Source organism: Vibrio sp. R12-SG2-ISO1 (assembly GCF_059834045.1).
Genome location: NZ_JCBDGO010000002.1, coordinates 40,894 through 54,678, shown reverse-complemented (window position 1 = coordinate 54,678; position 13,785 = coordinate 40,894). Strand labels below are relative to the sequence as shown.

Below are 13,785 nucleotides of genomic sequence, written 5' to 3'. Positions count from 1 at the left end.
AAGTGGTCGGTGAAGAGGGATTCGAACCCCCGACCCTCTGGTCCCAAACCAGATGCGCTACCAAACTGCGCTATTCACCGAAATGGGGTGGCTAACGAGACTTGAACTCGCGACAACCGGAATCACAATCCGGGGCTCTACCAACTGAGCTATAGCCACCATCAATTTTTGCTTCAACCGGCTTCTTGCCGTTGTCGTTCTTACGCGGTGATAAGAACAAACGATCACGCGATTGCCTAATCGTATAAATAAGTGGTCGGTGAAGAGGGATTCGAACCCCCGACCCTCTGGTCCCAAACCAGATGCGCTACCAAGCTGCGCTATTCACCGAGAATGGGGTGGCTAACGAGACTTGAACTCGCGACAACCGGAATCACAATCCGGGGCTCTACCAACTGAGCTATAGCCACCACAATATTTTTTACCGATACATCCTCCGAGGCAAATGGCGCGCCCGAAAGGATTCGAACCTTCGACCTTTGGCTCCGGAGGCCAACGCTCTATCCAGCTGAGCTACGGGCGCATGCCCTATCGGCGGAGTGGAATAATACGTATATCACACTAGGGCGTCTAGTACTTTTTCAAGTTTTTTTCTCGTTTGACGCCTTTTTGGGCAATTAAAGTGTGATAAACCCCTATTTCCCATTAGATAACCTTGTGGAAGCGGTTATCTTGTTGTTTATTGCAACAAGTTATCAGGATATAATCACCCATTATTTACATTGATTTAACAGCATTATCTGCATTTTACACGCCCTTTGATGCTGCTTAGCTCAATGCCACATTAATAGAATAGGTAAGCACGCACTTACCTTCAGGAATGTAAAGTGAGTTTAATGGATATGTCTCGAAAATTATTAACGGCTCTTATCGCCGCTGTCACCTTTTCCAGCGCATCGATCGCAGCAAGCGTAAGCCAAGAAGAATACGATGCCATTGCTGAGCGCATTAAACCTGTTGGTGAAGTTTATCTAGCCGGTGCCGAGCCTGTCGTGGCAGAGCCGAGTGGCCCTCGTGATGGTGCCACTGTGTATGGCACCTTCTGTATTGCATGTCACGCATCAGGCGTGAGCGGCGCACCGAAAACAGGTAACGCGGATGATTGGGCGCCACGTATCGCTCAAGGTAAAGATGTTCTCGCGAATCATGCCATCAACGGCTTCAATGCTATGCCTGCACGTGGTTCATGTATGGACTGTTCAGATGATGAAATCATCGCGGCGATCGAGCATATGATTGAAGGGCTATAACCCGCCCTCTTATTTTCATACCTCATTTTTGTAGAGCGTTCTCTACAAGCAGAAATGAAAAAGCGGCTGACTTTAGGGTGAGCCGCTTTTTTGTTTATCTTTTTATCAACGAATTATTTTTTAAACATCGCTCTTAGGTTGGCAATGTGGGCTTGGCCTTTCGCCATTCGCTCTTCTGCGCTTTGCGGCTTTTTGTTGACCTCCCACTCCACGTCATCAAACGGCAGTTCATCCAAAAAACGGCTCTGGGTCGGTTTGATCAGCTCGCCAAACTGACGTCTTTCTTTACACATGGTGAAAGTGAGCTCTCGCTGCGCGCGCGTAATTCCCACATACATTAAACGGCGCTCCTCTTCGACATTGTCTTCATCGATACTGGTTTGGTGCGGCAAGATACCCTCTTCGGCGCCAATCAAATAGACGTAAGGAAACTCCAAGCCTTTTGATGCGTGTAACGTCATCAGTTGTACCGCATCACTGTCGTCATCTTCTTCGCCACGCTCCATCATGTCGCGTAGCGTCAAACGCTGAACCACCTCTTTGAGATTCTTCTCTTCTTTGTCGTAGTTGTCGCCTTCAAGATCCGCCACAATCCAAGAGTAGAGATCGGAGACGTTCTTCATTCTCATCTCTGCGGCCTTCGGGCTCGAGGAGGTTTCGTACAGCCAATCTTCGTAGTTGATATCACGCACCAGTGAGCGCACTGCACTGACGGTATCGCCCCGCTCTGCTTGATCGGCAATCTTCACCAACCAGGTGGTGAAGCGACGTAAGTTTTCTAACCCTCTGCCCGTTAGGTGCTGCTCCAGCCCCATTTCAAAACTGGCTTCAAACAGACTCTTGCCACGCATGTTGGCATAACTGCCCAGTTTCTCGAGCGTCACCGGACCAATCTCACGTCGCGGCGTATTGACGATACGCAGAAAAGCGTTGTCGTCATCTGGGTTCACCAAAATTTTTAAATACGCCATGATGTCTTTGATTTCTGCGCGAGCAAAAAAGGAGGTGCCTCCTGAGAGTTTGTAGGGCACTCGGTTTTGCATCAGCGACTTTTCTATCAAGCGCGATTGGTGGTTACCGCGATACAAAATCGCATAGTCACGATAGTCCGTTCGGTTGAGAAACTTATGGGCGATCAACTCACCAGTCACACGCTGCGCTTCATTGTCTTCATCTTTCGCCATCAACACCTTGAGTTTTTCGCCATCAGGAATTTGCGAAAACAAAGTCTTTTCATACACGTGCGGGTTGTTGGCGATTAAGATGTTGGCCGCGCGCAAGATGCGACTGGTCGAGCGATAGTTTTGCTCCAGCTTAATCAGGCGCAGGTTTGGGTAATCTTCTCCAAGCAAGACCAAGTTTTGCGGTTTCGCCCCTCGCCAAGAGTAAATAGATTGGTCGTCATCACCCACCACAGTCAGGCGACCACGTTCGCCGACGATCAATTTGACCAACTCATATTGACTGGTGTTGGTATCTTGGTACTCATCCACCAGCAGATAACGAATCCGATTTTGCCAACGCTGGCGCACCTCTTCATTGGTGCGAAGAAGAAGCACGGGCAGCGAAATTAAATCATCAAAATCGAGCGCGTTGTACGCCTTCATCTGCTTTTGGTACATCTCAAAGCAGAACGCAAACAGCTGTTGCTGCTCACCTTGTGCCTGTGCCTTGGCCTGATCGGGCGTCAGCATGTCGTTCTTCCAGTTAGAGATCGCGCTGAGCAACTGGCGCAGCAAATCTTTATCCCCATCAAGCTGCTTTTCTGTGAGCTCTTTTAGCAGCGCCATTTGGTCTTGATCATCAAACAGCGAAAAGCCGACCTTGAGCCCTAGCGCTTTGTACTCACGCTTGATGATGTTGAGACCTAGGGTATGAAAGGTCGACACCATCAAACCTTTGGACTCGTGCTTACCCAACGTCTGACCGACGCGCTCTTTCATCTCGCGGGCCGCTTTATTGGTAAAGGTCACCGCTGCAATATTGCGTGCCTTGTACTGACATTGCTGAACCAAATACGCGATTTTATTGGTGATCACACGCGTTTTACCTGACCCGGCACCCGCGAGTACTAGGCAAGGTCCGGAGACATATTTAACGGCTTCGTCTTGTCTTGGGTTCAGCTTCATTGTCGGCTCAATCTGCATTGCTCAAAGGGAGTGGAATGGCGCTTATGATAATCGCCACCTCATCATATTGCCATGTTTTCGAGGTCACCGATAAGCTCACCTTCAGCCAACCAATAGGTTGAGTAAAAATATTTATCAAATAAGTGTCACACTTTGTTGCAAAGATGGTTAGGATTCGATCTATAATGAATGAACGTTCATTCATTAACTGAAGTCATCATGCCGGAATCGTTAAATCCAGATAAACGAGAACAAATTCTCGCTGCCGCAGAAATTCTTGTGGCTGAGTCGGGATTTCAAGGCTTGTCGATGCAAAAACTGGCCAAACAGGCTGGGGTTGCAGCGGGCACCATCTACCGATATTTCGAAGACAAGGAGCACTTACTTCGAGAGCTTCGTCTGTCGGTAGCGCAGCGGGTGGCGAACGCCATTCAAGCGGGTGTGGACGATGACATGCCACTGAAACGTCGCTACCGCACGATGTGGCTCAATATATGGAATATGGCTGGTTCCAATCTGAAAACCATCAGTAACCGTATTCAATATGAATCTTTACCTTGTGACAGCGGCCAATCGACTCGTGAGTTGGAGCGCCAGATGTTCGATAAAGTCGACCTTCTTTTTGATCAAGGGAAAGCAGAAGGACTGTTTAAACCTCTCGCCAACGAGGTACTCGCCGGACTCAGTCTTGAGGCTAGTGTTGCACTTGCACGCAAACACGCTTTAGGACTTTACCCACTGGATCAAGAGGCACTTGAAGCCGCGATTGAAGCCAGCTGGGACGCCATTATCACACATTAACTTGGAGTTCTTATCGGAATGAAAAAGTGGACTTTCTTTATGTTACTTATCGCCGTGCTGCTGTTTGGCAGTGTGATAGGTTTCAATCTCTTTAAGCAGCAGAAGATTGCTGAGTACATGGCGAATCGCCCAGAACCAGAGTTTCCGGTGACAGTGACCGAAGTCGCCTCTATCGATTGGGTTCCTGTGATTGAAGCGATCGGTTTTATCGAACCAAACCAAGGTGTCACGGTTGCCAACGAAACCAGCGGTGTGATTGACCAAATTGCATTTGAGTCAGGCACTCAAGTGGAAGAAGGCCAACCTTTAGTTCTGCTCGACTCCGATGTAGAAAAAGCCAACTTAAAAAGCGCCAAAGCGAAACTGCCTGCGGCCGAAGCCAAGTATAAGCGCTACCAAGGCTTGTACCAAAAAGGCTCAATTTCAAAAGAAGCGTACGACGAAGCCGAAGCCAATTACTTCTCCCTTTTGGCGGATATCGAAAGTTTGAATGCCTCGATTGACCGTCGTGAAATCAAAGCGCCATTCGCTGGCGTGGTCGGGATTCGTAACGTTTACCTTGGTCAATACTTGCAAGCGGGTACGGACATTGTGCGTCTAGAAGACACCAGCGTGATGCGCCTTCGTTTCACCGTGCCGCAAACGGACATCTCACGCATCAATATGGGCCAAGAGGTCGACATTTTTGTGGATGCCTACCCTGCGATTGCGTTCAAAGGCTCAATTACCGCCATTGAACCCGCCGTCAATATCCAAAGTGGTTTGATTCAAGTCCAGGCTGATATTCCAAACAGTGATGGCAAACTGCGCAGCGGTATGTTTGCGCGTGCCAACATCATCCTGCCTAAACTGGAAAACCAAGTGGCGCTGCCACAAACCGCCATCACCTTTACCCTCTACGGTGACAATGTTTACCTTGTCTCTGAAGAGAACGGTGAGAAACGCGTTAAGCAGCAAGTGATTAAAGTGGGTGAACGCACCCAAGACATCGCTCACATCCTCGATGGGGTGCAACCAGGCGATGTAGTCGTGACATCAGGTCAAGTGCGTCTCAGCAACGGTGCCAAAGTCCGCGTCGTAGAAAGCGATGCGACCACACCACCTGAACAAACCCCTATGCTGTAATGTGGAGGATTCATGCGCTTTACTGATGTTTTCATAAAACGTCCAGTTTTAGCGGTATCGATCAGCTTTTTGATTGCCCTGCTTGGTCTGCAAGCGGTGTTCAAAATGCAAGTTCGTGAATACCCTGAAATGACGAATACGGTGGTGACGGTCACCACCAGCTACTACGGTGCCAGTGCCGATTTGATCCAAGGCTTTATTACTCAGCCTCTGGAGCAAGCGGTCGCTCAGGCCGATAACATCGACTATATGACCTCACAATCGGTGCTGGGTCAGTCGACGATTACGGTCAACATGAAGCTCAATACCGATCCTAACGCGGCGCTATCGGACGTGTTGGCGAAAACTAACTCGGTTCGCTCGCAACTCCCCGGCGAGGCGGAAGATCCCACGGTGACCATGTCGACGGGCTCCACGACTGCGGTGCTGTATATTGGCTTTACCAGTGATGAGCTCTCATCGAGCCAAATTACCGACTACCTAGAGCGAGTGGTCAACCCACAGCTCTTTACCGTCAATGGCGTATCGAAAATCGACTTGTACGGTGGGATGAAATACGCCCTACGCGTCTGGTTGGATCCAGCGAAAATGGCCGCGCTTGGCCTGACCGCTACCGATGTGATGAGCGTGCTCAATGCCAACAACTATCAGTCTGCCACCGGTCAAGCGATTGGTGAATTCGTGCTGTACAACGGCAGTGCCGATACGCAGGTGTCGAATGTCGCGGAACTAGAGAATCTGGTCGTTAGCTCGGATGAAGGGGATGTGACCCGTTTAAGTGACATCGCTAAAGTGACGCTTGAAAAGAGTCATGACACCTATCGCGCCAGTGCCAACGGGCAAGAAGCCGTGGTAGCCGCGATCAACGCCGCGCCAAGTGCTAACCCGATCAACATTGCCGCCGACGTGCTAGAGCTGTTGCCTCAACTTGAGCGTAACTTGCCAAGTACCATCAAGATGAACGTGATGTACGACTCCACCATCGCGATCAATGAGTCCATCAGCGAGGTCATCAAGACCATCGTTGAAGCGGCGCTGATTGTATTGGTCGTTATCACCCTTTTCTTAGGCTCTTTCCGCGCCGTTCTCATCCCGATTGTCACCATCCCGCTGTCACTGATTGGTGTTGCGATGGTGATGCAGGCGATGGGCTTCTCGTGGAACTTGATGACGCTACTCGCGATGGTATTAGCCATCGGTTTGGTGGTGGATGATGCGATTGTCGTACTAGAAAACGTTGACCGCCATATCAAGCTTGGCGAATCGCCGTTTCGCGCGGCCATCATTGGTACCCGCGAAATTGCTGTGCCTGTCATTGCAATGACGCTGACCCTCGGCGCGGTATACGCTCCGATCGCCTTGATGGGTGGCATCACGGGTTCGCTGTTTAAAGAGTTTGCCCTTACCCTTGCCGGTTCGGTCTTTGTCTCGGGTATCGTCGCGCTAACCTTGTCGCCAATGATGTGTTCAAAAATGTTTAAGGCTAATGAAGAGCCCAACAAGTTTGAGCAAAAAGTGCATCACGTATTGGATCGTATGACCAACCGCTACTCACGTATGCTCGGTGCGGTCATGCAGCGTCGTCCTGTCGTGATTGCCTTTGCACTGATTGTGTTTGCTAGCTTGCCGATGCTGTTTAAGTTCATCCCAAGTGAGTTGGCTCCGTCGGAAGACAAGGGCGTGATCATGCTGCTAGGCACGGCGTCATCGAATGCCAACCTCGACTACATGCAAAACACCATGAACGACGTCAACACCATCTTATCGGATCAACCGGAAGTGGCGTACGCGCAGGTGTTTACTGGTGTCCCTAACTCCAACCAAGCGTTTGGTATTGCATCAATGGTGCCTTGGAGTGAGCGCGAAGCAAGCCAAGCGGAAGTCACCAACCGAGTGAGTGGACTGGTGTCAAATGTTCCGGGTATGGCGGTCACGGCATTCCAGATGCCTGAGTTGCCAGGTGCGGGTTCAGGTCTGCCGATTCAGTTCGTAATCACCACACCTAATGCATTTGAAAGCTTGTTTACCATCGCGTCTGACATCTTGCTCACGGTGCAATCGAACCCGATGTTCGTCTACTCGAACCTGGATCTGAACTACGATTCAGCGACGATGAAAATCAACATCGACAAAGACAAAGCCGGTGCCTACGGTGTGACCATGCAAGACATCGGTATCACATTGAGCACCATGATGGCCGATGGTTACGTCAACCGTATCGACCTCAATGGCCGCTCGTACGAAGTGATTCCTCAGGTCGAGCGTAAATGGCGTCTCAACCCAGAATCGATGAACAACTACTATGTGCGTGCCGCGGATGGCAAGGCCGTACCTCTAGGTAGTCTCATCACCATTGATGTGATTGCTGAGCCTCGCTCGCTGCCACACTTCAACCAGCTTAACTCGGCCACCATCGGCGCCGTTCCGGCTCCGGGTACCGCGATGGGCGATGCAATCGCTTGGTTTGAAGAGACCGCAGTGAATAAATTGCCAAGCGGTTACAACCATGACTACATGGGTGAAGCTCGTCAGTACGTGACAGAAGGCAGCGCGCTATACGCCACCTTTGGTTTGGCGTTGGCGATCATCTTCTTGGTATTGGCGATTCAATTTGAGTCCGTAAAAGATCCGCTGGTTATCATGGTCTCGGTTCCGCTCGCCATTTGTGGCGCCTTAATCGCTCTTGCCTGGGGCGCGGCATCGATGAACATCTACTCACAAGTCGGTTTGATCACTCTGGTCGGTCTTATCACCAAGCACGGTATCTTGATTTGTGAGGTTGCCAAAGAAGAGCAGCTGCACAACAAACTGAGCAAAACTGAAGCGGTGATGGAAGCAGCGAAAGTGCGTCTGCGTCCGATCTTGATGACAACGGCGGCGATGATTGCTGGTTTGATCCCGCTGATGTACGCCACCGGCGCCGGCGCGGCGCAGCGCTTTAGTATCGGTATCGTGATTGTCTCTGGTTTGGCGATTGGTACGCTGTTTACTCTGTTCGTACTGCCAGTGATCTACAGCTACCTGGCTGAGCAGCACAAGCCTCTACCGGTGTTCGTTGAAGATGACGAACTCGAGGCGTTAGCGCGTGAAGATGAGCAGCGCGCCGCGCAGCAGTCGTCATAAAATACACACGCCCTCATTCAATATCAAAAGGTCACTTCGGTGACCTTTTTTATTGTGATTCGACGTTTATCGTTATTCGACTTTTATTGCTATTCAACCAACTATTGCTATTCCAACAGCGCGCGCACGCTTTTTACGCAACACTTGACGACTTTCCCCGTCCGATTACGTAGAATACAGACAAGAATAATAGGAGTAGTTGCCACATGTTTGACCCAAAGAAACTGGAACAAATTGCCAAACAAATTCATGACTCTATGCCCGCCCCTGTTAAAGAGCTCGGCGCGGACGTTGACCAAAAAGTACGCCAAGTGATTCAAGGCCAACTCAACAAGCTTGATGTGGTTAGCCGTGAAGAGTTTGATGTTCAAACGCAAGTTCTACTGCGCACGCGTCAAAAACTGACGGAAATGGAACAAAAGCTCGCAGAGCTTGAAGCCAAACTGGCCGACAAGTAATCGGCTCAGCGCCCACTCTCGAGTGGAATCGCGTACGAAAGAAAAACAAAAGGCTTGGTCTACTGACCAAGCCTTTTTATTAGATGTCGTGTTTTATTTTGTATTTATCACCCCAGTCTGCCTGGAGTTTATTGACTGCGCCAAACTAGCCTAAGCCGATGACGCAGTAAAAATTTCAGTGATTAGCCGCCAACCGCGATGCGTTTCATGTCTGTCATGTAACCACGCAGCTCTTCACCGATGTACTCAACCGGGTGGTTGCGAATGGTTTCATTCACTGCGATAAGCGTCGCGTTGTCCACTTGGTTCGATGTCTCACCTAGGCCTTTACCAATTACATCGGTGTTCACCGCTGGCATAAACTTCTCGCGCAGTAGCGGCGTCGCTACATTCGCAAACAAGTAGTTGCCGTATTCCGCCGTATCAGAGATAACAACGTTCATTTCGTACAGACGTTTACGAGCAATGGTGTTCGCAATTAATGGTAGCTCATGCAGCGACTCGTAGTACGCCGATTCGTCGATAATGCCAGAAGCCGTCATCGCTTCGAATGCCAACTCTACCCCAGCGCGCACCATAGCCACCATCAAAATACCGTTGTCGAAGTACTCTTGCTCAGAGATCTCAACGTCAGTTTCTGGGTAATTTTCGAATGCCGTTTCACCGGTCTCTGCACGCCAGCCTAGTAGGTTAACGTCATCGTTCGCCCAGTCTGCCATCATGGTGCTAGAGAAGTGACCAGAGATGATGTCATCCATGTGCTTGTTGTACAGCGGACGCATCAACTCTTTTAGCTCTTCAGAAAGCTCAAACGCTTTGATTTTAGCTGGGTTAGATAGGCGATCCATCATGTGTGTGATGCCACCAAACTTGAGTGCTTCCGTGATGGTTTCCCAACCGTATTGCAGCAGTTTACCTGCGTAACCAGGATCGATGCCGTCGGCGATCATTTTCTCGTAGCAGACGATAGAACCCGCTTGCAGCATGCCACATAGAATGGTCTGCTCACCCATCAGATCCGATTTTACTTCAGCAACAAATGAAGACTCTAGACAGCCTGCGCGGTGACCGCCTGTACCGGCTGCCCATGCTTTGGCGATGTCCCAACCTTCACCTTTCGGGTCGTTTTCTGGGTGAACCGCAATCAGGGTAGGAACACCAAAGCCACGCTTGTATTCTTCACGAACTTCGGTACCTGGACACTTAGGCGCCACCATGACAACCGTCAGGTCTTCACGGATCTGCATGCCCTCTTCCACCACGTTAAAGCCGTGAGAGTAACCCAGTGCCGCGCCTTGCTTCATCAAAGGCATAACCGTTTCTACAACGTTGGTGTGCTGCTTGTCTGGCGTTAGGTTAATCACTAAGTCTGCTTGAGGGATCAGTGTTTCGTAGCTGCCCACTTCAAAGCCATTATCTTTTGCATTTTTGAACGATTGACGCTGCTCGTCGATCGCCGCTTGACGCAATGCGTAAGCCACATCCAGACCAGAATCACGCATGTTCAAGCCTTGGTTAAGACCTTGAGCACCACAACCCACGATGACCACTTTTTTCCCTTTTAGGTAATCCACTTCTGATGCGAATTCGCTGCGGTCCATAAAACGACAACGACCCAATTGGTCTAGTTGCTCACGTAAGTTCAAAGTATTGAAATAGTTAGCCATGTGGCGCTCCTTTATAGAATTTTTCCGTATCGGTCGGTGGCTTGGCACCGAATGAGTCCATACTAAAGCAGGTATTTAATTGCCTAAAGTGATATATTCACAATTAGTAATTGCAATTAATGCAACAAGGAAATGACGGTTTTATGAATATCAAAAGTCTCCAGCTGTTTATCCATTTGTGCGACAGCCAAAGCTTTGCCAAAACCGCCAGCGCGATGCACATCAGCCCATCGGCGCTCAGTCGACAAATTCAAAAACTGGAGGCGGATACCGGTCAAACGCTGTTCGTGCGAGACAACCGCAGTGTAGAGCTCACCCCTGCGGCAAAAAAACTACTGCCGGTTGCGCTGTCAATTCAAGGCGAGTGGCAGACGTACCGTGCGCAGCTCAAAGGACAGGACGCGGAGTTGCGCGGCGAGATCCGTCTTTTTTGCTCTGTGACCGCAAGCTACAGTCACCTGCCTGATCTCTTGTCTGAATTTCGTCTCCAACATCCGTTTATTGAATTCAAGCTCTCCACTGGCGATCCTGCACAAGCGATTGACAAGATCATCAATGATGACGTGGACGTGGCGATTTCTGCCTTCCCCGAACAACTGCCAGCGCGAGTCGAGTTTGAAACCATCAGCGAAATTCCTCTATCAGTGATCGCGCCCACCGGCGTGAGTCACTTTGCCCACTCGCTTGGCCAAGACAAACCGGATTGGGCCAACATCCCCTTTATTGTCCCAGAGTCTGGCACAGCAAGAGATCGGGCGAATGCCTGGTTTAAAGCGATGAAGATTAAGCCCAATATCTACGCGCAAGTGTCGGGGCATGAAGCGATCGTCAGTATGGTGGCGTTAGGCTGTGGCGTGGGTATTGCGCCGGATGTGGTGATCAACAACAGCCCAGTCAAAGAGAAGATTCAGCGCTTAAAAGTGGCGTCGATTGAACCGTTTAAACTCGGTGTGTGCTGCAAACGATCGCAGTTGGATAATCCGTTGGTTAAGGCATTGTGGGAGGTGGCACAAGCGACCTATATTGCGCCCTAATGACCATGCTTACCCTGCTCCAAGATAAACAAAAGCGCGACATAACGCCGCGCTTATCTCTCTACTGATAGTCTGTCTTATCAAGGGCGAACTGGGCATCCCGAGGCTATCTCTCGTCGCCGTCGAAGCGTTTAAATCACCCGTGAGAATTGCTGCTGACGCGCTTTGGCTCTTAGGTATTTGTCAAAACACATGCAAATGTTGCGGATCAGCAATCGACCACGCAGGGTCACCTGAATCGAGGTGGCGTCTTTCTCCACCAAGCCATCATCGATGAAGGTTTGCAGCAATTGCAAATCTTGCTTGAAGTACTCATCAAACGTGACGTTAAAGCCTTGCTCAATAGCGCGGATATCGAGAGAGAAATTACAGATCAGTTGCTTAATCACTTCACGTCGAAGTAAGTCATCACTATCAAGGACCACACCTTTCCATAGAGCATGGCGCTGGCCACTGACTTGTGCGTAGTACTTTTTCAACTCTTTCTGATTTTGCGCGTAAGCGTCACCAATCATGGAGATGGCTGACACGCCAAAACCGACCAAGTCACAATCACCTTGAGTGGTGTAGCCTTGGAAGTTGCGATGCAGCTCACCGCAGCGCTGCGCCACCGCAAGCTCATCATCTGGCAGCGCAAAGTGATCCATACCAATGAACTGATAGCCAGCACCGGTCAAAGTGGCGATGGTGTCTTGCAAAATCGCCATCTTCTCTTGAGCAGCAGGCAGATCGTCATCTTTGATTTTACGCTGCGCGGCAAAAAGGCTCGGCATGTGGGCGTAGTTAAAGACGGACAAACGCCCCGGCTGCATCTTCAACACTTGCTCAAGAGTCTTAGCAAACGAGGCTTGGGTTTGCTTGGGCAAGCCATAAATCAAGTCTAGGTTGGTGGAACGGAAACCCAATTGCTTGGCACGCTCAACCATGGCGACGATGAACTCTTCATCTTGCTCTCGATTGACGAGCTTTTGCACCTCTTTGTTGAAGTCTTGCACGCCGATGCTTAAGCGGTTGAAGCCTTCACTGCGTAGGTGATCCAGCATGTCGAGCTCAATTTCGCGTGGGTCAACCTCAATACTGATTTCCGCGTCAGTGTCGAAATGGAATTCGGCGCGCAAAATCGCCATCAAACGGCTCACTTGCTCCTTGCTTAAGAAGGTTGGCGTTCCGCCACCAAAGTGCAGTTGGGTGACTTTGCGCTCATGGAGTAACGACGCGCGAGTGCGGATCTCAAGCTCCAGCACATCCAAGTACTCATCGGCCTTGTGCGAGTGGCGGGTAATGACCTTGTTGCAGCCGCAGTAGTAGCACAGCTTATGACAAAACGGGATGTGGATATAAAGCGAGAGAGGACGCTGAGGGTACTCAGTACACGCCATATCGTAATCCGAGATGGTAAAGGCCTCATGAAACTCCAGCGCGGTGGGGTATGAGGTGTAGCGAGGACCCGAATAGTTGTACTTATCAAGAACCGCTTGGTCCCACACGATTTGCTGACTGGCGACAACTGGCTGCGACATGATGATATTCCGTTTGGGCTATAGGCCATGACTGAGCTTGGCTCTAGCAAAAAAGAGACGTCTTATTATGGCCCGCTATTTTGCCATACAAGTTGGCAACCCGTAGAGCGGCACGAGGAATTTTGAGCAGCAATGCTCAGTTTTGATACCTCGATCACTGCCACTTTGGGGTGATCGAGGTGCGAATTAGCCGATCGTCTGAATATTGATCTGGTTATTCAAAGGTTGAACGTGCTTTTGCAAACGAGTTAACTCAGCCACAATCGCGTCTTCAAGACGGGATTCTGCTTTGTGTCGCTCTAAATTTTGCTTCATGCGTTCTTTTTTCGGTAAGGCTTGACGCTCGTCACCACGAGCCATCTCTTTGACAATATGGTAAAGCTCAGAGGTCGCTGGGTACTCACTGTCAAAGTCGACGCGCGATTCCCCTTGGACGTAATCCATAATGTTGTAGAGGCGAATGCTGATTTCTGATAAATCGCATTGGCCCTGGATGCCGGCTAAACACAAGGTGCTGACACTCTCAAAGATATTGGCGTTGCGCTTGTCGATCGCCAGCTTTTGATGGTGCAGTTGCAAAGCCTTTTGCTTTTTCAGTTGCAGCAACAGGTACCCTGCGTAAGAAGCGAGGCCGAGAATGACAGCGCCACCAGCGATGGCTAACAAGGTGACATTCAT

General features: G+C 50.0%; 10 protein-coding genes and 5 tRNA genes. 6 read left to right on the top strand and 9 right to left on the bottom strand.

The genetic code is table 11. The features are described 5' to 3' along the window. Window positions 1-3: 3 nt before the first annotated feature. The 5 genes from AC6R10_RS03625 to AC6R10_RS03605 all read right to left on the bottom strand — a co-directional run bounded on the left by AC6R10_RS03625 (window position 4) and on the right by AC6R10_RS03605 (window position 523). Window positions 4-80: transfer RNA gene (locus AC6R10_RS03625), tRNA-Pro, on the bottom strand. A gap of 3 nt (window positions 81-83) precedes the next feature. Beyond that, window positions 84-159 (bottom strand) — tRNA-His (locus tag AC6R10_RS03620). Between the two features lie 94 nt (window positions 160-253). Beyond that, window positions 254-330 (bottom strand) — tRNA-Pro (locus AC6R10_RS03615). Between the two features lie 4 nt (window positions 331-334). Beyond that, a tRNA-His gene (locus tag AC6R10_RS03610) sits at window positions 335-410 on the bottom strand. Window positions 411-446: 36 nt separating this feature from the next. Then, window positions 447-523, bottom strand: a tRNA-Arg gene (locus AC6R10_RS03605). A gap of 313 nt (window positions 524-836) precedes the next feature. On the opposite strand from AC6R10_RS03605, the gene AC6R10_RS03600 reads away from it, so the two are divergent. After that, window positions 837-1,250 carry a c-type cytochrome gene (locus AC6R10_RS03600; RefSeq protein WP_500671474.1) on the top strand — a complete coding sequence of 138 codons (414 nt, stop codon included), beginning with the start codon at window positions 837-839 and terminating at the stop codon, window positions 1,248-1,250. Between the two features lie 113 nt (window positions 1,251-1,363). On the opposite strand, the gene rep is transcribed toward AC6R10_RS03600, so the two are convergent. Continuing rightward, window positions 1,364-3,379 carry a DNA helicase Rep gene (gene rep / locus AC6R10_RS03595; protein WP_500671473.1) on the bottom strand — a complete coding sequence of 672 codons (2,016 nt, stop codon included), beginning with the start codon at window positions 3,377-3,379 and terminating at the stop codon, window positions 1,364-1,366. Between the two features lie 219 nt (window positions 3,380-3,598). Between rep and AC6R10_RS03590 the strand changes: the two genes are divergently transcribed. The 4 genes from AC6R10_RS03590 to ubiK all read left to right on the top strand — a co-directional run bounded on the left by AC6R10_RS03590 (window position 3,599) and on the right by ubiK (window position 8,886). Beyond that, entirely contained in the window at window positions 3,599-4,180 is a 582-nt protein-coding gene (locus AC6R10_RS03590) for a TetR/AcrR family transcriptional regulator (RefSeq protein ID WP_334555480.1), read from the top strand. Between the two features lie 18 nt (window positions 4,181-4,198). Next, window positions 4,199-5,305, top strand: a complete 1,107-nt coding sequence (locus tag AC6R10_RS03585) for an efflux RND transporter periplasmic adaptor subunit (RefSeq protein WP_500625331.1) — start codon at window positions 4,199-4,201, stop codon at window positions 5,303-5,305. Window positions 5,306-5,317: 12 nt separating this feature from the next. Next, window positions 5,318-8,428, top strand: a complete 3,111-nt coding sequence (locus AC6R10_RS03580) for a multidrug efflux RND transporter permease subunit (RefSeq protein WP_334555453.1) — start codon at window positions 5,318-5,320, stop codon at window positions 8,426-8,428. A 206-nt stretch (window positions 8,429-8,634) separates the two neighbouring features. Next, on the top strand, window positions 8,635-8,886 hold the full coding sequence (ubiK, locus tag AC6R10_RS03575; protein ID WP_334555452.1) for a ubiquinone biosynthesis accessory factor UbiK: 252 nt from the start codon (window positions 8,635-8,637) through the stop codon (window positions 8,884-8,886). A 182-nt stretch (window positions 8,887-9,068) separates the two neighbouring features. Here the strand turns inward: ubiK and ilvC are convergent, their stop codons facing one another. After that, a complete protein-coding gene (gene ilvC, locus AC6R10_RS03570) occupies window positions 9,069-10,553 on the bottom strand; it encodes a ketol-acid reductoisomerase (RefSeq protein WP_500671472.1) in 1,485 nt (494 codons plus the stop codon). Between the two features lie 143 nt (window positions 10,554-10,696). Between ilvC and ilvY the strand changes: the two genes are divergently transcribed. Further along, complete coding sequence (gene ilvY, locus AC6R10_RS03565) at window positions 10,697-11,587, top strand: HTH-type transcriptional activator IlvY (protein WP_334555450.1); 891 nt, start codon at window positions 10,697-10,699, stop codon at window positions 11,585-11,587. Window positions 11,588-11,718: 131 nt separating this feature from the next. Here the strand turns inward: ilvY and hemN are convergent, their stop codons facing one another. Both hemN and AC6R10_RS03555 read right to left on the bottom strand, forming a co-directional pair. Next, window positions 11,719-13,107, bottom strand: a complete 1,389-nt coding sequence (gene hemN / locus AC6R10_RS03560) for an oxygen-independent coproporphyrinogen III oxidase (protein WP_500671471.1) — start codon at window positions 13,105-13,107, stop codon at window positions 11,719-11,721. Between the two features lie 186 nt (window positions 13,108-13,293). Further along, a complete protein-coding gene (locus AC6R10_RS03555; RefSeq protein ID WP_487902700.1) occupies window positions 13,294-13,785 on the bottom strand; it encodes a DUF2489 domain-containing protein in 492 nt (163 codons plus the stop codon).